At 52.4% G+C, this 17,113-nt stretch carries 18 protein-coding genes and 2 pseudogenes; 19 read left to right on the top strand and 1 reads right to left on the bottom strand.

Annotation, left to right across the window (positions count from 1 at the left end; translation table 11 throughout):
• The first annotated feature begins 1 nt into the window (after position 1).
• From F3J37_RS21365 to F3J37_RS21275, 19 genes and pseudogenes are all read left to right on the top strand, one after another.
• Positions 2-586 (top strand): DUF2857 domain-containing protein, encoded by a 585-nt coding sequence (locus tag F3J37_RS21365; protein WP_166935592.1) that lies wholly within the window; start codon positions 2-4, stop codon positions 584-586.
• Positions 587-631: 45 nt separating this feature from the next.
• Positions 632-879, top strand: a pseudogene (locus tag F3J37_RS28525) (ParE family toxin-like protein).
• A 76-nt stretch (positions 880-955) separates the two neighbouring features.
• Positions 956-2,143, top strand: coding sequence for an STY4528 family pathogenicity island replication protein (locus F3J37_RS21355; protein WP_166935590.1), 1,188 nt, complete (start codon positions 956-958; stop codon positions 2,141-2,143).
• 291 nt (positions 2,144-2,434) lie between these two features.
• Complete coding sequence (locus tag F3J37_RS21350) at positions 2,435-3,148, top strand: PFL_4669 family integrating conjugative element protein (RefSeq protein WP_166935588.1); 714 nt, start codon at positions 2,435-2,437, stop codon at positions 3,146-3,148.
• Position 3,149: 1 nt separating this feature from the next.
• Positions 3,150-3,713: a hypothetical protein gene (locus F3J37_RS21345; protein WP_205299017.1), complete on the top strand. Its 564-nt coding sequence runs from the start codon at positions 3,150-3,152 to the stop codon at positions 3,711-3,713.
• A gap of 13 nt (positions 3,714-3,726) precedes the next feature.
• Positions 3,727-5,793 (top strand): DNA topoisomerase III, encoded by a 2,067-nt coding sequence (locus F3J37_RS21340; protein ID WP_166935586.1) that lies wholly within the window; start codon positions 3,727-3,729, stop codon positions 5,791-5,793.
• 329 nt (positions 5,794-6,122) lie between these two features.
• Positions 6,123-6,605: an STY4534 family ICE replication protein gene (locus F3J37_RS21335; RefSeq protein ID WP_045816929.1), complete on the top strand. Its 483-nt coding sequence runs from the start codon at positions 6,123-6,125 to the stop codon at positions 6,603-6,605.
• 59 nt (positions 6,606-6,664) lie between these two features.
• On the top strand, positions 6,665-7,165 hold the full coding sequence (locus F3J37_RS21330) for a single-stranded DNA-binding protein (RefSeq protein WP_166935584.1): 501 nt from the start codon (positions 6,665-6,667) through the stop codon (positions 7,163-7,165).
• 62 nt (positions 7,166-7,227) lie between these two features.
• Positions 7,228-7,470, top strand: a pseudogene (locus tag F3J37_RS21325) (DUF4160 domain-containing protein).
• Complete coding sequence (locus F3J37_RS21320) at positions 7,454-7,702, top strand: DUF2442 domain-containing protein (RefSeq protein WP_023285897.1); 249 nt, start codon at positions 7,454-7,456, stop codon at positions 7,700-7,702. Before F3J37_RS21325 ends, F3J37_RS21320 begins: the two are co-directional and overlap by 17 nt.
• Positions 7,703-7,833: 131 nt before the next feature.
• A complete protein-coding gene (locus F3J37_RS21315; protein WP_166935582.1) occupies positions 7,834-8,958 on the top strand; it encodes a PIN domain-containing protein in 1,125 nt (374 codons plus the stop codon).
• 143 nt (positions 8,959-9,101) lie between these two features.
• Positions 9,102-9,749 (top strand): PFGI-1 class ICE element type IV pilus protein PilL2, encoded by a 648-nt coding sequence (gene pilL2 / locus F3J37_RS21310; protein WP_166935580.1) that lies wholly within the window; start codon positions 9,102-9,104, stop codon positions 9,747-9,749.
• Positions 9,734-10,516: a DUF2275 domain-containing protein gene (locus F3J37_RS21305; protein WP_370662138.1), complete on the top strand. Its 783-nt coding sequence runs from the start codon at positions 9,734-9,736 to the stop codon at positions 10,514-10,516. Before pilL2 ends, F3J37_RS21305 begins: the two co-directional genes overlap by 16 nt.
• A gap of 10 nt (positions 10,517-10,526) precedes the next feature.
• Positions 10,527-11,252, top strand: a complete 726-nt coding sequence (locus tag F3J37_RS21300) for a TIGR03759 family integrating conjugative element protein (protein WP_166935578.1) — start codon at positions 10,527-10,529, stop codon at positions 11,250-11,252.
• Positions 11,231-11,860 (top strand): lysozyme family protein, encoded by a 630-nt coding sequence (locus tag F3J37_RS21295; RefSeq protein WP_166935576.1) that lies wholly within the window; start codon positions 11,231-11,233, stop codon positions 11,858-11,860. The genes F3J37_RS21300 and F3J37_RS21295 overlap by 22 nt, the downstream gene beginning before the upstream one ends.
• Positions 11,861-11,862: 2 nt before the next feature.
• Positions 11,863-12,369 carry an integrating conjugative element protein gene (locus F3J37_RS21290; protein WP_166935574.1) on the top strand — a complete coding sequence of 169 codons (507 nt, stop codon included), beginning with the start codon at positions 11,863-11,865 and terminating at the stop codon, positions 12,367-12,369.
• Positions 12,366-12,935, top strand: a complete 570-nt coding sequence (locus tag F3J37_RS21285; RefSeq protein ID WP_166935573.1) for a restriction endonuclease — start codon at positions 12,366-12,368, stop codon at positions 12,933-12,935. The genes F3J37_RS21290 and F3J37_RS21285 overlap by 4 nt, the downstream gene beginning before the upstream one ends.
• Positions 12,932-15,031, top strand: coding sequence for a type IV conjugative transfer system coupling protein TraD (traD, locus tag F3J37_RS21280; protein ID WP_166935571.1), 2,100 nt, complete (start codon positions 12,932-12,934; stop codon positions 15,029-15,031). Before F3J37_RS21285 ends, traD begins: the two co-directional genes overlap by 4 nt.
• Complete coding sequence (locus F3J37_RS21275; protein WP_166935569.1) at positions 15,024-15,797, top strand: TIGR03747 family integrating conjugative element membrane protein; 774 nt, start codon at positions 15,024-15,026, stop codon at positions 15,795-15,797. Before traD ends, F3J37_RS21275 begins: the two co-directional genes overlap by 8 nt.
• A gap of 261 nt (positions 15,798-16,058) precedes the next feature.
• On the opposite strand, the gene F3J37_RS21270 is transcribed toward F3J37_RS21275, so the two are convergent.
• Positions 16,059-17,069: an IS110 family RNA-guided transposase gene (locus tag F3J37_RS21270; RefSeq protein ID WP_166935567.1), complete on the bottom strand. Its 1,011-nt coding sequence runs from the start codon at positions 17,067-17,069 to the stop codon at positions 16,059-16,061.
• Positions 17,070-17,113 lie beyond the last annotated feature (44 nt).

Raw genomic sequence — 17,113 nt, 5'->3', positions numbered from 1 at the left:
GATGAACACGAACCTCTCCCGTGCTGCTAATGGCTTCCTGCTTGACCTGGTTATGGAGCTTAAAAATGGGTTTATCCGTCGCTGTGACAAAATGGGCCTTTCTTCTGAAGAGATTGCCACGCTGAAAGATATGACCATTGAAGATATTCATTACATCATCAATAGCGAGGTTTCTGTCCTTTCGTTTCAAATAAATCAAGACAATCTGGCACGGCTCATGACACAAGCGAGGGAAGAGCAGACGCGTAAGCAACGTATTGATCGCGCACTCGCTCTTGGTGGCTCAATCAGGCTTATGGAGCATTTTTTCGGGCTGATGAGTAATGACGTTGCTGCACGTCGCAGGATTGCCGGCATAAAAGTTCGTGCAGGTCGTGGAACCGTTCTTAGCGATGAACAGAGTACTGAGCTGTGGGAAATCTGGGCGGCAAATGACAATAAAACGCTTCGCAGCGAAACGGATGAAGGACTTGATTTGATGCTGCTAGCCGCTGAACAAATGGATATTTCTCTCACTGCAGTCTGGAACACTGTTCTCAAGTGGGAGAGTGAGAATCTAACAGCGGCCACGCGGAGAAGAGCATGATTGTTAACCAGTGGAGAGTGTTCACTGTAATCAGAAGGGGTCAGAGTGCGATTTAAAGAGATCATACCGGGCCTTAAAGCTCCGGCGACGGTTCCGACGTCTTTGTCTAAAAAAGCGGCCAGCGCAGTCCGACGATTCTGGCTCGGAGAACATAACTATAAGCGCCTAAATGAAAACCGGACTGGCTACTACAAGATTGATCTCGGCCCGTTCTGGCGACTCCTCAGCCGCGATGAAGAGGCACCTGGGAGATGATGAACCATGAGCGCTATAACACGGCTATGCGCAACTGAAGCGTAGTCAGAATGCTGAGCGATGAGCCTTTAGCGGCACATCGCTCAGCATTTTTTTGTATTCAGAAGGTGAAGAATGACATTACCGGATGACAGCCTTATCCATCAGGCAGTCACAAAACTAACTGACCGACTGACCGCGCGTTTACCCGAAGAACAGAACAGCTATGTCCGTGGTGGTCTGTTGTTCACGGGTAACATACACGATTCCATGCCGCGACGGTTGCTTCTCGATCACCGTCTTTCCCCGCTTGATAAAATGGGCTGGATAATTATCCGCCTGCACGCTCTGAGCAATGATGGCGCCGTTTTTCCTTCCTATGAAGAATTGCAGTTGCAGCTGGCAACGCCGGGAAAAGGCAGGGCATCGAAAGAGACCATTAGCCGCGTACTTCTGATGTTACGCATTACGGGCTGGCTTAGTCTCTGCAAACGCGTCAGAGACGAAAAGGGAAGGGTAAGAGGCAATATTTATGCGCAGCATGATGAGCCATTGTCATTTGCTGATGCAGAAATGTTCGACCCACACTGGCTTAAAACAGTGGCTGAAGCCTGCCTGAGCAGTAACCGGACCATCAGCTCTACGGCAAAAACAATCATCAGTGAAATCAGGCTGGATCCCACAATGCTCCATCATCGCAGTCATCTCCAGATGATAGAGGCCCGTCTGGGCTCAGCTCAAAGTCCTGAAGAACTGACCTGCCGTGCCACACCCGTGAAGACAGGACGCTCACCGGGTTCGAATACCGAACTCAGCTTAAAAATTCATGATCAACTACTCGGTTCGGATTCCGAACTCAGTGAAAGTACCGGCAATAAGAGCCCGGTTCGGAATCCGAACAGTTACGTACGTAGTTTTACTAATACAGATAAAACATACGTAACTGGTTCGGTTTGCCTGCCGGATGACTTCCTCTCACTGCTGAAACCAGAAGACCGGGACATGGTCAATCGCCAGCTGCAGGCGCTTTCGACTGAGCGCTCCGCTCTGGTGCTGTCGAATGTCATACGTGCACAGCGTGAAGGCAGCCTGCAAAACCCACTTGGCTGGTTGCTGACGGTACTTAAAAAGGCCCGACAGGGGGAGCTTTACCCTGCAGAAAACGTACGAAGAGTACCTGATCACATGAGCCCATCATCACGCCCTGAACTGCGCCCCTTTAAGCCTCCCCGTACTGATAGCCGGCAGACGTGCAGTGAGGAGCGCGTAAGAGAAATCGTTCAGAGTCTACGAGTGTCTGTTGGAAATCAGAGAAATGAATAGGCGGACAGTGGTGTCCCAAAAAGTGATCAGCGCAACATGCTGCAGCAAAGGTTAATAAGCGCATAGTGTTGCACCGTGCAACAGAGGTTAAAAAGTGAGCAGTGTTGCACCGTGCAACAGAGGTTAAAAAGCGAGCAGTGTTGCTCCGTGCAACTGTGACCATTAATTAAGCGCCATACGCAGCGAACAAATTTTACATTGCGAATATCTGATTTCGAATTGTTTACGGTCCTCTCAGGAATGAGGATCGCCACTTAACTTACGAAAGCCTTTGCCAATCAGGAGACAGCTATGGCCGAACAGACAACCCCACAAACAGCGCCTCGGCGATCTGGCGGATTAATATCCACGCTGACTGTCGAGCTGCATTCGCATTATGCAATCAGGCTCTGGGAAGGGCGCAATCGTTCAGATGAAAAATCAAAGGCCGAAAAACGGCCGAAAATTCTGGGAATGCCAGAAGCGATTTCGCGGGCAGGATTAGCCGGGCGTGATGCAGCGGCCGGCAACCCCTATGGTGATCAGTTGCTGGTCAAACTTGAAGAGGCCATCAAGCTGGCTACTGAGAAAGTTGAAGAGCAGGTGAGGATTATCGATGACATTACGTCTTGCGTTCCCGCCGGTATCACCATTTCAGACGTTACTTCCTCCGAACCACTGAACCTCGATGTGTTTAGTCGATCACCTCTGGGCTATCGATGTGTCTGGCTGTTAGTACATTACGACCAGCTGGCACTGAAAGCATTCCGGGCATTCCATTACGGCATGATCTCCCGTGCACAGCGCGACCAGTTTCTGGAAAAAGGGAGTAAAGCGATACGTGTAGTCTACGGGTTGATTCAGAACTACCGGACCATGCCAGTGACATACGAGGATATCCGCAATAAAACGGCGCGCGGCTTGGCTGCCATTGAGCGTCTGGGGGAACCCGATCCTGCCGTCATGTCGGGAAAAAAACGCTCTTCATTCTCTCCACTTTCTGCCTTTACCTCAGAGGACGATTAATTTGAACCGGATGCTTACTTCGGGCGTTATCTGCGCCCTTCTCAGTGGCTGTGCAGGTACTGAGTTTGCTGACATTAACAAAAATATCAGCGATACCGCTTTCAGTATTAGTAAGACTTTGCGCGGCAGTGATTCGGATTCCATGGATTCCGGCAACGGTATGCCGGTACTGACAAAAGCATCATCATCTGGCGGGCAAAGTGCCAGCAAACAGTTTAGCGTGCCGGTCGATATTGACACGGCCGCTGCGAGATTAAAGCGCCACTATGGCTATGTGAGTGTTGATGAAATTGAACGTATTCGTTCAAAAGATCGTAACAGCCGCTGGAGTGCCGCTGCTATTGAGGACGCCCATCCAGTGTGGGAAGCCGTTCCGGGAAGCTCTTATCGCATGGGTGGCGATGTGGGTGACAACGACCATATGGATATCGAGCTTGAAAAGAACGGTTCCGGTACGCGGTTGTATGTGACATACAAATCACCCATCGCCTCGCACCTTACCGGCAGCACGTTCGATAACGTTATGTCTCAGGTCCGCCAGGTTGCCTCTGGTCAGGCACGCTAAACCGGAGGCCAGCATGCAGCTTTATCTATGTGAAAAACCCTCTCAGGCCAAAGATATTGCCCGCGTGCTGGGCGTCAGCCAGCGCGGTCAGGGGTGTATTACCGGCGGTAACATTACTGTCACGTGGGCAGTAGGCCATTTGCTGGAAACAGCCACTCCAGAAACTTACGGGGAGCAGTTTGGTCGCCCGTGGCGCACGGAGGTGCTGCCGATCATCCCGGACCGGTGGCAGATGACCGTCAAGAAAGATACTGCCGACCAGTTTGGCGTTATCAAAAAACTGCTGAAACAAGCCAGTGAGGTAGTCATTGCAACCGATGCCGATCGCGAAGGTGAAGTGATCGCACGCGAGCTGATGGAGTACTGCAATTACACCGGTGCCGTGCGCCGGCTGTGGCTTTCCGCGCTGGATGAAGCCAGCATCAAAAAAGCACTCAGTGAAATGCTGTCAGGCGAAAAGACTGAAAAACTGTATCAGGCGGGTATTGGCCGCTCGCGGGCAGACTGGCTTATCGGAATGAACCTGACGCGGCTTTATACTCTTAAGGCCGCTGAAGCCGGGTTATCGGAGGTGTTTTCTGTGGGCAGGGTGCAGACGCCCACGCTCGCTATAGTGGTTAACCGGGATCTTTTAATTGCCGGCTTCAGTCCAAAGCCTTGGTGGAAAGTCAGAGCTCAGCTTGAAAAAGACGGTGTTTCTTTTGAGGCGGAATGGGTTGCTGCAGAGCAATACTGTGACGAAGAAAAGCGGTGCGTAAACCAGCAGATTGCACAGGCTGTTCAGCAGCTCTGCCTGAAGGCCGGGAACGGCAGTGTGATTTCCGTAGAGAAAAAGCGTGATAAAACACCGGCACCGCTCTGTTTTTCCCTCGGAGATCTTCAGGAAGTCTGCAATCAGAAATGGGGGTTTGGCGCTAATGAGGTGCTGTCTATTGCCCAGGGACTTTATGAAACTCATAAAGCGACGACCTACCCGCGAACAGATTGCGGTTATTTGCCAGTATCGATGCGGGAAGAGGTCAACGACGTTCTCCGGGCTGTACAGCATTCCGATCCTGCTATCGGCAACGAGCTTTCCCGCCTTGATACCGCATTCAACTCGCGAGTCTGGAACGACAAGAAAATCACTGCGCACCACGCCATTATTCCGACGCGACAGCCATTCGACATAGCAAAGCTGAACGCGAAAGAGCTTAAAGTTTACTCTCTTATCCGGCTGCACTATCTGGCCCAGTTTATGCCGCTGCAGGAAACTGATGTGACGGATGCCACCTTCAATATCGGTAATCAGCTTTTCCGCACGCCAGGCCGCGTAATGGTACATGCCGGGTGGAAATCGCTGTTCAGTGGCGAGCTGGCTGCAGAGGAAGAAGGTGATAAGGAGTCTGCCGCGCAGCTGCCCGTACTGGAGCAGGGCAGCGTCTGCAGCGTTACCGGTGCAGATGTTAAAGATAATATGACCAAAGCGCCGTCGCACCATACGGAAGGAACGCTTATTGCCGCCATGAAAAACGCAGCCAGCCTGGTCACAGATCCCCAGCTCAAAAGAGTACTGCGCGATAACGCGGGACTCGGTACGGAAGCGACGCGTAGCGGCGTACTCGAAACGCTGTTTAAACGGGGCTTCCTGGAGAAAAAAGGAAAATTCATCATTGCCACGCAGATGGCGCAGGAACTGATCGCTGCCTTGCCAGAGACGCTGACAAGTCCGGGCATGACGGCCCTGTGGGAGCAGGCGCTGGATGATATTGCCCAGGGAAAAAGCGGTCTCAGCGAGTTTATGCAAAAGCAAAGTCAGTGGACACGGCATCTGGTCGAAAAAGGGCGGGACACTGCTTTTAAGGTAACGGTTCCGGTCGGCCCAGGCTGTCCGCTGTGCGGTGGCCAGACCCATCAGCGCAAGAGTAAGGACGGTAAATTTTGGGGCTGTGTTAAGTACCCTGACTGTAAGGGAATTGTTGGTGAGAAAAACCGTAAAAGCCGACGTCAGGCTGCAGGGAAAAACCAAGGATCAGGTAAAGGCCGTAAAAGCACAGCTTCTGCGCCGGCTACCCTGACCCTGCAGAGCCAGAAAGGTTGACAGTAGTGACATTTGGCTTAAAAATAAACGTGCTTGTCTGTCGTCTCTGACGACCACCAATGATTTACCAGCCTGAGAGAATCGCCTTCGGGTGGCTGAACATAACACTCCTGTAGCCTGCAAGGGAGAACACATCAGTGTGGTACATCTGCCCGCCTTTGGAAGCAGATATCGTCAATCACGGCTCCTACTGCCTGGCGATGAAGGTACATTCAACTATCAAGACAGTCAGAATTTAGCTGATTCTGACTCCCCGACGGGAAGACTTCTCCCGTCCGGGCAGAAGTTTTCTCCGTCGAACCAAATTTGACCTCCATGGAGAAAACATCATGTCTGTAAACAACACCTCTAATGCCAGTAACACCGGTAAATCTAAAGACTACTTCAACCTGACCATCAACGGACTGGGATATCTCAGCAACGTTCGCCAGGTCAATGCTCAGTCCGGCACCTTTATCAGTTGCGTTATCAACGCACTGTCAGGTCCGAGCGACAGCCCATCTTATGTGCGTTTTGACGTAACCGTTGCCGGCAAAGAAGCCAGCAGCCTCATTAACCGCTGCCAGAAAGCGGTGGATGAAGATAAGAAAGTGCTGATTGGCTTTGTGCTGAGCAACCCATCAACGGACATTTTTCAGCTGAAAAATGGTGAGCACGCAGGTGAAAGTCGCGTCAGTCTGAAAGCCCGCCTGATTAAGGTGGACTGGATCAAAATAGGCCAGGACATGGTCTTTAAGACTGAACGTGCCGAACCGCAGCATGCGCAGAATGCCGCTTCCCAGCAGCAGTCTTACGCAGAAAACTCATTCTGATTGTTCACTATAGCCTGCTCTTTCCTGAGCAGGCATCCCCCCTCATAAGGAGCATTCTTATGTCCTCACGTGGCGTAAACAAAGTCATTCTCGTTGGCAATCTCGGTCAGGATCCGGAAATTCGCTACATGCCTAACGGCGGCGCTGTCGCTAACATTTCACTGGCAACGTCGGAGTCATGGCGTGATAAGCAGACCGGCGAAAATCGTGAAGTGACCGAGTGGCATCGCGTTGTGTTGTTTGGCAAGCTTGCAGAAGTCGCCGGTGAATACCTTCGCAAAGGTTCTCAGATCTATATCGAGGGTCAGCTACGCACACGCAAGTGGCAGGATCAGAGCGGGCAGGACAAATACTCGACTGAGGTCGTTGTTAACGTTGGCGGCACTCTGCAGATGTTAGGGGGCCGTACACAAAATAGTGCTCAGCAGCAGTATAGTGGCAACCGGGGCCAGCCTCAGCAGCCAGTATCACAGTCACAGCCTGCAGGAGAATGGGATGATGATATACCGTTCCTCGGACACGGTTGCGGCATCGCGAAGCACGCTTTATCCTCTCTCTGACCCTTCGCTGCGTTTTGACCGCTGCACTAAATTTCACCATAATCCTTTAAAGGTTACTGACGATGCCTGCCATACTACGGCTGAACGGTTTTCGGTTCTTTTTCTAATCCAACGAAGGCAATCCGCGCGAACCTGCTCACATTCATGTGATAAAAGCGGGTACAGAAGCAAAATTCTGGCTGGAGCCAGTTGTAAAACTGGCGAGTAACGATGGATTTGACTCACGGACAATAAAAGAGCTGATGACAGTGATAACACAACACCAAACCATGCTTCTGGAGGCCTGGAATGATTATTTCAGCTAAGAACGTTCGGTTCGATCATCATACTATGTGGGTCGAACTCTCAGACGAGCGGATAATCGGCGTACCGCTTTCATGGTTTCCCCGGCTCCGCAACGCGTCTGCCGAACAGCTGAAAGATTACGAACTATCTCCCCGTGGTATCCACTGGGACGCACTGGACGAAGACATCTCAATCGATGGCCTGTTACAGGGGCGCGGTGATGTAACGCACCCGCCTCATCAGGTCGCCTGAAGGTGCTGATTAAAAAACGCTGACTCCGGTCGGCGTTTTTTTATTGCTATACATATAATAAATATTATAAAAAGATGTTATTTCTTTTAGTAAATGCTGTCAGCTGTTATTCAATGCAAGGAGGACTTAAGATGAGTGATAAACCATATACAGCCATCACATTAGATACGTCTATTTTTGACGGTAATAGATTGCTCTTGGAAAAAGGATTGCTAGGTAAACTCAGCCAATTCAAAAACTCAAAGGTCAAGTTTGTGTTAACTGATATTGTTGTGCACGAACTGAAGAAGCATCTTGATGAAAAAATAAAAGCAAGTAAATCTTCTTTGGAAAAATCTATAGAGGATGCTCGTGAGCATTTGTTTTTTGAAGGAAGCGAGTTGAATGAAGCCAAAGAGAAAATTCTAGAGGGTAAAAATACTGAAGATCTAGCAAGAAGTCGGGTTGAAAAATTCATTGAAAGTACAGGTGCGCAATTATTAGACTCTGGTAGTTATGTTTCAATTTCTGAATTAAGAGATAAATATTTTAATAATGAGGCTCCGTTTGCAGCAACTGGAAAGAAGAAACATGAATTTCCAGATGCGATTGCTTTGATGGCTCTGGAGAGCTGGGCTGATGCGAATGATGAGAAAATTTATGCTGTAGCAAAGGACAAAGATTGGGAATCATATTGCGAAGAATTAGAGTGTATTGATTATTTTGAAGATTTAAGTAAAGCACTGGACCACTTCAATAGACATAACACTCCATCAGATGTCATAGGTCGTCTTGAAAGTGCTATTTCTAATAACACTGCAATGAAATTCATCCAAGAATTGGGTCAGGGTTTAGAAGACTATTACAGTAGCTTAATAATCGATCAAGAGTGTGATTCTCCATTGAACTGGGAACCACAAGGGGTAAACATCTCATTCACTGACTTTCATTTCTCAGAAGACGAGTTGCAGATTATAAACTCAGACCATGATTCTATTATTATAGAGGCATATTTAAATGTTGATTTAGATATAGAAGGAGAATTCTCTCTTTATCAATACGATTCTATTGATAGAGAAAATATTTACATGGGCTCAGTGTCGCCTAATGTTTCGCAAAACTTTGAGGAAAAAGTTTTGATTACAGTTTCAGGTGATCTTGAGAAAGCCAAAGCAGACCCTGATGAACTTGAGATAGTGGATGTTGAAGTGTTGAGGAAAAATAGAACGGTTCATTTCGGCTATCTTGAACCAGAAATTGAACCTGACTACGATTAAATCGATAACTTTAAAGCTCCCTGCATTAAAGCGCTGACTCCGGTCGGCGTTTTTTTTTGAAAACGCAAAAAGAGTTGTTGATAGAAGCATGCTGAAGAGTTGCGCACAGTGAAGCCTGTTCTCACTGTACAGGAACTTTTCAGATGAAATTTAACGCCGTCTTTGCCGCTTTACCGCTTGCGCTGCTGGCGGGGTGCGTTCAGCAGCCCCAGAAGCTGCAGGAGCGGGCACCTGCTGAACCGGTTGCCCCGGTCAGCGTATCCCGAAATATTCAGGCATCCGATGATGATGTTTATGCGCGTACGCCAGAAGTGGTTCGCTACGATCGTTACCTGCTGGTCAGCACTGACCCGCAGGCCGTGCAGCGCGACCCCCTCTCGCAGATTATTGACGTTCGCATTCCCTCTTCAGTGCAGCCAACCGTGGCTGACGCTATGCGCTATGCCCTGAAGCAGTCCGGCTACTCGCTTTGTCAGACCGGTCCGGCTAACGGCGTGTTATACCGTCAGCCACTACCGGCCGTCCAGTTTCAGCTCGGTCCTATGCGCCTTCGCACCGCGCTGCAGGTACTGGCGGGCCCGGCATGGGAGCTTGAAGTTGATGACGTTCAGCGCGTGGTTTGCCACAGCCTGCGTGCCGGTTATCAGCTTCCCGTGTCACAGCTGCCGCCACCTACTGCCAGCGCCTACGCACCGGCTACAGGCACGCCATCTTCTGCCAATTCCTCTCAGGTGATCGCGCCTCGTCCTATTCAGGCCCAGCCTGCTCACGGAGGGTGGCTAACAAAATGACCACAGATACGTCCTTCCCTCACGAAAGTGCTGATGATGTTGTTCCGTCGTCGTCAGGCAGCAGGTTCAGCGCTGTAAAACGCCGGCTGCCGGCTATAGGACTGACCACGCTTTCTATTGCCGCGCTTGGCCTCGCATTTATATCGCTTCGCGCCGGTGTGTCGCAGGAAAACCGTCTCAGCTACGTTGAGAAGCAGCAAAACGTGGTTTACACCCAGGCACTGGCTAAAACCGATCTTGAACCTATCCAGGCAAACATTAATACGCAGGCTGAGGCAATAAAAAAACAGCAGCTTCAGCTTGATGCGGTCCGTAAATCTCTCGAAGCCTGGTCTGCCAAAGGCTTGTCTGAAGCTGTCGGACAGGTTCGCCATTCGATCGATGAGCTGAATGATTCCCAGACCGCGCTGCAAAGCCGTCAGGCTGCTCTGGAACAGTCAATCACCGCATTACAGCACCCGCCTCAGAAAGCGCAGCAGGCCACGGCTGAACCCACAGCGACACCCCCTGTAAAAAAGCCGGCACCCGCTAAGCCACATCAGGCAGTCAAAACCGTGGCCCGCAAAGCGCCATTTGTACTGACCGGCGTTGAAAAGCGGGGTTCAGAGTCTTTTGCGGCCATTGCACCGTCAGGGTTTAGCTCCCTGGCTGAAATCCGCCTCATCGGCGAGGGCCAGACCGTTAATGGCTGGACACTTGTTCACGCCGGCTACGGGCAGGCGCAATTTCGCGTGAACGGTCGCCTGACGACGATCAACGTTGACTAAAGGAGGCAGTATGAAGCTAAAAATGATGCATCTTGCGGCGGTTATGCTCTGCTGCTCTGCGCAGGCCGGCGTTCAGGTTCAGAATTCCAAGGGCGAACCGGTGGATGCCCCGGCTCAGAGCGTGCAGCAAAGTAACGTGCAGGATCTGCAACAGCAAGCCGGGCAGTGGGGACTGAGTCAGGACGATTATCAGCGCTATAAGTCGCTAATGAAAGGTCCGCGCGGCATTCAGTCACCGGGTCTGGATCCGTTGTCAACGCTGGGTATCGAGGCGCGGAGCCAGGCTGAACGTCGTCAGTATGCTGAGAAGTGGGTTAAGGAAGAGTTTGCGCGTACGCAAAAAGAGCTGGATTTCCAGCGCGAAGTCACAGCCGCATGGAAGCGGCTCTATCCGGAAACGCTTGCCGTAAACATGGGCAACGCAGCCGGCATTGCCCACGATACCGGAGGCAGACTGGCGCTGTTCGTTAAGTCAGCGGGCTGCGGGCAATGTGACGCCCGTCTGGCAGCGGTCTTAGCCGATAACAGGCCGGTTGATATCTACCTTGTAGACAGTCAGGGCGATGACAGCAAACTTCGCGGCTGGGCAAAAGATCATCACATTCCGCTGGACAGGGTGCGCAGCCGTCAGATCACACTGAATCACGACGGCGGTCGCTGGATGCGGTTCGGTAACGGCATGATGCCGGTGGTTCTGCAGCAGGGGGAAGACGGATGGCAACTCGCCGCATTCTGACCGGAGCGGCGCTACTGCTGCTTTCATTTTGCACGTTCGCGGCTGGCAAACAGACCGTTCCGGAGGGGTACGTGCGCGTAGCGCAGGCTCACAACGTGCCGCCGGAATCACTTTACTCTGTCAGCCTGCAGGAATCATCGCGCAGGCTGCCGCAGGGCGAACGCCCCTGGCCGTGGACCCTGAACGTGGCGGGTAAGGGCTATCGCTATAAAACCCGTCTTGAAGCCTGGCAGGCGCTGCAGGTGTTCATGAAAACGAACTCACTGAAGCGCATAGATGTCGGTATCGCCCAAGTTAATCTCGGCTGGAACGGCCAGCGATTTACGTCAACCTGGGTAGCGCTGGATCCTTATGTGAATCTCAACGCTGCCGCCGCCATCCTGCGCGAGTGCTGGAACCGGAAACCCGGAAGCTGGCTCGATGCAGCCGGCTGTTATCACCATCCCGCAGGCGGCGCACCCGCTGCCCGCTATCGCGCTTTCGTTAAAAGTAAGCTCGCCATGCTCCAGCCCTCGCCGCATCTGCCGACGGCTACCGCAGTTGAACAGACAGCGTCTGTATCGGTGCCGGATAACGGTCTCGTCTGGATAAATCCACGGAGTCAGTGATTATGAATATGAAAAACCTCATCGTTACCACGTTCATCGCTTTTTCGCCTGCCGCACTGGCGGAGCTCAACGTCATTGCAGATCTGGGAGGGGAGAGCACGCAGGCTATTTTCGAGGCCGTAAACCGCCAGGATACGCCGCCTGCGTCTGCTGCGACTCCTGAACAGGGGGAAGCGGCCATGCTGCCTGTTACTACGTCAGAACTTTCCCCTGGCAACGTGGCCCCCCGGGCGCTGCAGCTGCCGGGTATCGGCTCGCTGTTTATCATTGGTGATGACAGCTATTCACGGCAGTGGCTGCAGCAGAACGTACAACTGCTTTCGGCCAGAAATGCAGCCGGCCTCGTTGTGAACGTTGAAAGCATGGCATCGCTGGAATCTCTGCGCAGTCTCGCACCCGGTCTTCAGCTGGCGCCCTCATCAGGAACTGAACTTGCCCGCCGCCTGCAGCTGACCCATTACCCCGTACTTATCACGGACAGCGGCCTGTCTCAGGAGGTAGGGCCGTGATATCAGCTCCTAACATCGCTGCACTGCTTATGGCAAATCCGGTCCTACTGGCCATCCTGTCGGGCGTGATTATCTTTCTGCTCTGGCGTTTTCGCCGTCAGTCGGCCAGCGAGCGGCGGCACCGCAGGTATCGCGCCACAGCAGAGCGCGTTTATGTCCGCCTTCGCCAGCTCAATGGAGACGGGCAGCTCATGAGCTATCTGCGCAAGATTAACCCCTACGTCTTTGAAGAGTTACTTCTGCTGGCATTTGAGCGTCAGGGGTATGCCGTACAGCGCAATACGTCATACAGCGGCGATGGCGGGCTGGATGGACGCGTACACATAAACGGCGAGTGCTTATTGATTCAGGCCAAGCGCTACAGCCGGGCGATAACGCCGGCTCACGTTCAGGATTTTGACGCGCTGCTGACGCGTATGGGGCAGCGTGGGTTGTTTATTCATACCGGCCGAACGGGCCAGAAAAGCAGGGCTGCCAGTAGCAGTTCACAGCAACTGATGATTATCAGCGGACAACGCCTTCTGGCTCTGCTGGCAGGTAAACCCTTTAAGGAGTTTTCTTTGTGAGTGATAAATATGTAATTGAGGCTCTTCTGCGCCCGGCTGTGGAGCTGAATACAGCGGTCGCAGCGGGCACTGCCGCCATCGTCTGCATCACAGCGCCATGGGCAGTAGCTTTGGCACCCTCCGTCAGCTACGTTACCGCCGGCGGATTCGCAGTGCTTTCTGCCATACGCGCGCGTCAGGGAATGCAGGTTATTCGCTACCGCCGCAATCTTCGCCGTTTACCTCGCTACGTCATGACGTCAAAACAGATCCCCGTCAGTAAACGTTGGCTTTTTCTGGGCCGCGGGTTTCGCTGGACCCAGAAACACACCCAGCGCCTGCGCGATACGCTGCGCCCGGAAGTGGCCCACTACCTTAAGCCATCGAAGCTGTATCAGCTTGCACGCCAGTTAGAGGAAGTGACAGAGAGCAGTTTGCCGGCAATTGCCAAACTGCTCAGTGCCGACTCGCCCGTCAATCCCGTTCGCCCGCTTCCCCCCGTGGGCGGTAATCCGGCCGTACACGGCATAGAGCCCGATGAAACTGACGTTACTCTCGATTTACGTGAGCGTGTCGGTCACACGGTTGTTTACGGTACAACCCGCGTGGGCAAAACGCGCCTCGCTGAGCTGTTAATCACTCAGGATATACGGCGCGGAGACGTCACTATCGTATTTGATCCTAAAGGCGATGCGGACCTGCTGAAAAGGGTCTGGGCGGAAGCGCACCGTGCAGGTCGGGGCGATGAGCTGACCGTTTTCCATCTTGGCTGGCCTGAGATTTCCGCGCGTTATAACGCCGTAGGCCGCTTCGGGCGCGTATCGGAAGTCGCGACCCGCGTTGCCGGCCAGCTAAGTAGTGAGGGCAATAACGCAGCATTTAAAGAGTTTGCATGGCGGTTTGTGAATATCGTTGCGCGTGCGCTGGTCGCACTCGGAGAGCGACCGGATTATACCCTCGTTACCCGCTACGTGAATAACATCGCCGATTTGTATCTGCGCTACGCTGAAAAAATCGTTACTGAGAAACTGCCTGAACTGAACATTCAGATCGAAAATAATGCCAACGCATTCAGTGAGGACGACGTGCCGCGCAACATGCAGGGGCAGCCTGAGGCAATCCGGATTTGGGCAGTTGAAGTGGCGCTGAGTTCTGACGCAGGAAACGCGCTGTATGACCCGATACTTGACGGGTTGCGCTCTGCAGTACGCTATGACCGTACTTATTTTGACAAAATTGTGGCGTCACTGCTGCCACTGCTGGAAAAACTCACCACCGGTAAAACGGCGGAGCTGCTGTCTCCCGATTATCTGAATATGGAAGATCCGCGTCCTATTTTTGACTGGGAGCAGGTTATCCGTAAAAAAGGCATCGTTTACGTGGGGCTCGATGCGCTCAGCGACAGCGAGGTTGCCAGTGCCGTAGGTAACAGCATGTTTGCCGATCTGGTGAGCGTGGCCGGTCACATCTATAAACACGGTATCAACGGCGGCCTGCCGGGTTCAAAAGAGGGCAAAGACCCTATTAACCTTCACTGCGATGAATTCAACGAACTGATGGGTAATGAGTTTATCCCACTAATCAATAAAGGCGGTGGTGCGGGCATGCAGGTAACTGCCTATACGCAGACTTCGTCTGATATAGAAGCCAGGATCGGGAGCGCGGCCAAAACTTCTCAGGTTCAGGGTAACTTCAACAACCTAATCATGCTGCGCGTGAGAGAAAACCGGACGGCAGAGCTGCTGACCTCACAGCTGCCGCAGGTTGAAATCTACAGTAAAACACTGGTCTCGGGTCATCAGGATTCAGCTGACGTCACCGTCAATCACGATTTTACCTCCAGCACCCAGGACCGTGTCGGGACCATTAAGGTGCCACTTCTTGAGCCTGCAGATATTGTCACGTTGCCTAAAGGGCAGGCATTTGCGCTGCTTGAAGGCGGCCAGCTCTGGAAAATTCGCATGCCGCTGCCGGCGGGCGATGCAGGCGACGTGCATATGCCTGAGAACATCGCGCGTCTTGCAGAAGAAATGCGACGCAACTATCACAGCAGTGAAGGATGGTGGGACAGTCGCAGTTCAGCAGCTGCGCCAGTGAAGGGAGATAACAATGGCTGAGGCTCGTCGTACCGCACCACAGCAAAATCCGCAGCAGTTCCCCACGCAACCGCGTGAGCATGGCCTGCTTTATAACCTGGTCTGGGGCTGGCCTTGGAAACTTATTGGCGTGATCCTGGCTTCCCTGATGGTGAGCCTTGTCATTGAATATGTCGGGATTGCGTTCTTCTGGCCTGCAGAGGGTGCAGCACACAGCCAGGCGGTGATGAATACCGAGTTCGGCTATCTGTCTTCTGATTTTACCCGCAGCCTGCTGCTTTCCGAGCCGGCTGCAACGGTGACGCGCTGGGTAACTGATGCCTATCAATGGGCGTTTGTGGACAGTGGGATCATCGGCTGGATACAGGCAAAATATCAGGCAGAGATGAATAGCGGCAATGAGGTATCGCGCAATCTTAAAGGTGCCAGCAGCTGGCTGGGAAATTATCTGAAGCAGTACATGCTGGCAACGGTGTACGTCTCTGTAGTGACTTTGATTCGAGTCACTATCATCGCCCTTTCTGTACCGCTGTTCGTCCTGGTTATATGTGTCGCCGTGGTTGAAGGGCTTGGCCGACGGGATTTACGGCGATTTGGTGCCGGTTATGAATCATCTTTTCTGTACCATCGCGCGAAAAGGCTGATTAAACCGGCTGTGTATCTTCCTGTGATGGCTTACCTTTCATGGCCTTCAGCAGTCTATCCAAACCTTCTGCTACTGCCCGCAGCTTTAATGCTGGGAATTACCATTACGGTTACAACGGCATCGTTCAAAAAATATATATGAGCGCCTCCCGTTTGCCAGGCTTTGTACTTCATGACGGACAGGACGATTGCGGCTATATATCCGGTCTTTATGCAGCTGCGAAAGCGGCTGCTGACCCTAATGAAATCCGCTGACTCACGCCTCAATTACCTCTGCGAACCCGGTGTTCGATATTTTTTTCAGGCCTGGTGAGCCCCGGTCTGACCTGTTCTGTCATTACATACACTGCCTGCGCAACCTGGTGACGTTCTGCTTATACACTGTGATTTAGCAAGTAAGTGCTCAGTTAAGAACTGCTTCCTTCTGGTAGGGTCTGCCTTGAGACAGCACAGCCCATATTATTCGTGCCATTTTATTGGCCAGCGCCACGGAGGCGACGTTTACCGGTCTCCGCTTCAGCAGGTCGGTAACCCAGGGCCCCGGCTCGCGGGCATTCTGTATGACGCTATGGGCGCCGTTGACCAGCAGTTTTCGCAGATATTTGTCGCCCCGCTTGCTGATCCCCAGCAGTTGTATTTTCCCGCCGGTTCCGGTCTGCCTGGGAACGAGCCCCACCCAGGCAGCAAACTCCCGGCCTGAACGGAAGGCGTCAGTACTGCCCATTGAAGCAACCGCAGCAGTGGCAGTCAGGAAGCCCACGCCGGGAATTTCACTGATGGCTTTTACGCCGGGGTCATCTCTGCTCAGCTCACGTATCCGGCGTTCAATATCGGTAATACGGCCATCCGTTCTTTCAACTTCACTCAGCTGCTCACGCAGGCTGTCTATGAGCACAGCCGGCAGACGTTCTGACAAACGAATAAGTATCTCGGGGACGTTTTTTACTAGGCTGGCATGTCCTTTACGCATCACTTCACCGTATTCCGCGAGTAACCCGTGCAGGGCATTAGTCTGCATCAGCCGATACTTCATCAGCTGGGAGCGTATCCGGTGCAGCGCCAGCATGGCCTGCTGCTGTTCAGTTTTGACCGCAACTGCCTTCCCGGGTTGCTGCACCGCCCGCCAGATAGCCTGCGCGTCAGCCGTATCATTCTTGTTACGGATATTGAAGGCCTTGACGAACTCGCCCGGCATCAGCTTGACCTTATGACCGAGACTGGTTAACTCTCTTGCCCAGTGATGTGCACCACCACAGGCCTCCATTCCGATAAGGCAGGGGGAACGGTTAGTAAAAAACTCCAGAAATTTGTCGCGCCTGATGGCTTTATTGAAAATTTCTCCAGTATCTGTGTTTATGAAGTGAACCTGCATCACGTTTTTGGCAATGTCGACACCGACTGGTATGAGTTTCATTTCTGTTACCTCCTCCAATCTCTAAGGAAACCGCGACAAATTTA

The organism is Candidatus Pantoea communis (genome assembly GCF_011752685.1).
GTDB classification, from domain to species: Bacteria; Pseudomonadota; Gammaproteobacteria; order Enterobacterales; family Enterobacteriaceae; genus Pantoea; species Pantoea communis.
Note: the sequence above shows the minus strand (reverse complement) of the source record. Positions and strands in the feature narration are given on the sequence as shown.

What these genes read in the sequence shown, in the direction of transcription:
- F3J37_RS21365 (WP_166935592.1), top strand. Translation starts at nt 2, where the DNA reads ATGAACACGAACCTCTCCCGTGCTGCTAATGGCTTCCTGCTTGACCTG.
- F3J37_RS21355 (WP_166935590.1), top strand. Translation starts at nt 956, where the DNA reads ATGACATTACCGGATGACAGCCTTATCCATCAGGCAGTCACAAAACTA.
- F3J37_RS21350 (WP_166935588.1), top strand. Translation starts at nt 2,435, where the DNA reads ATGGCCGAACAGACAACCCCACAAACAGCGCCTCGGCGATCTGGCGGA.
- F3J37_RS21340 (WP_166935586.1), top strand. Translation starts at nt 3,727, where the DNA reads ATGCAGCTTTATCTATGTGAAAAACCCTCTCAGGCCAAAGATATTGCC.
- F3J37_RS21335 (WP_045816929.1), top strand. Translation starts at nt 6,123, where the DNA reads ATGTCTGTAAACAACACCTCTAATGCCAGTAACACCGGTAAATCTAAA.
- F3J37_RS21330 (WP_166935584.1), top strand. Translation starts at nt 6,665, where the DNA reads ATGTCCTCACGTGGCGTAAACAAAGTCATTCTCGTTGGCAATCTCGGT.
- F3J37_RS21320 (WP_023285897.1), top strand. Translation starts at nt 7,454, where the DNA reads ATGATTATTTCAGCTAAGAACGTTCGGTTCGATCATCATACTATGTGG.
- F3J37_RS21315 (WP_166935582.1), top strand. Translation starts at nt 7,834, where the DNA reads ATGAGTGATAAACCATATACAGCCATCACATTAGATACGTCTATTTTT.
- pilL2 (WP_166935580.1), top strand. Translation starts at nt 9,102, where the DNA reads ATGAAATTTAACGCCGTCTTTGCCGCTTTACCGCTTGCGCTGCTGGCG.
- F3J37_RS21300 (WP_166935578.1), top strand. Translation starts at nt 10,527, where the DNA reads ATGAAGCTAAAAATGATGCATCTTGCGGCGGTTATGCTCTGCTGCTCT.
- F3J37_RS21295 (WP_166935576.1), top strand. Translation starts at nt 11,231, where the DNA reads ATGGCAACTCGCCGCATTCTGACCGGAGCGGCGCTACTGCTGCTTTCA.
- F3J37_RS21290 (WP_166935574.1), top strand. Translation starts at nt 11,863, where the DNA reads ATGAATATGAAAAACCTCATCGTTACCACGTTCATCGCTTTTTCGCCT.
- F3J37_RS21275 (WP_166935569.1), top strand. Translation starts at nt 15,024, where the DNA reads ATGGCTGAGGCTCGTCGTACCGCACCACAGCAAAATCCGCAGCAGTTC.
- F3J37_RS21270 (WP_166935567.1), bottom strand. Translation starts at nt 17,069, where the DNA reads ATGAAACTCATACCAGTCGGTGTCGACATTGCCAAAAACGTGATGCAG.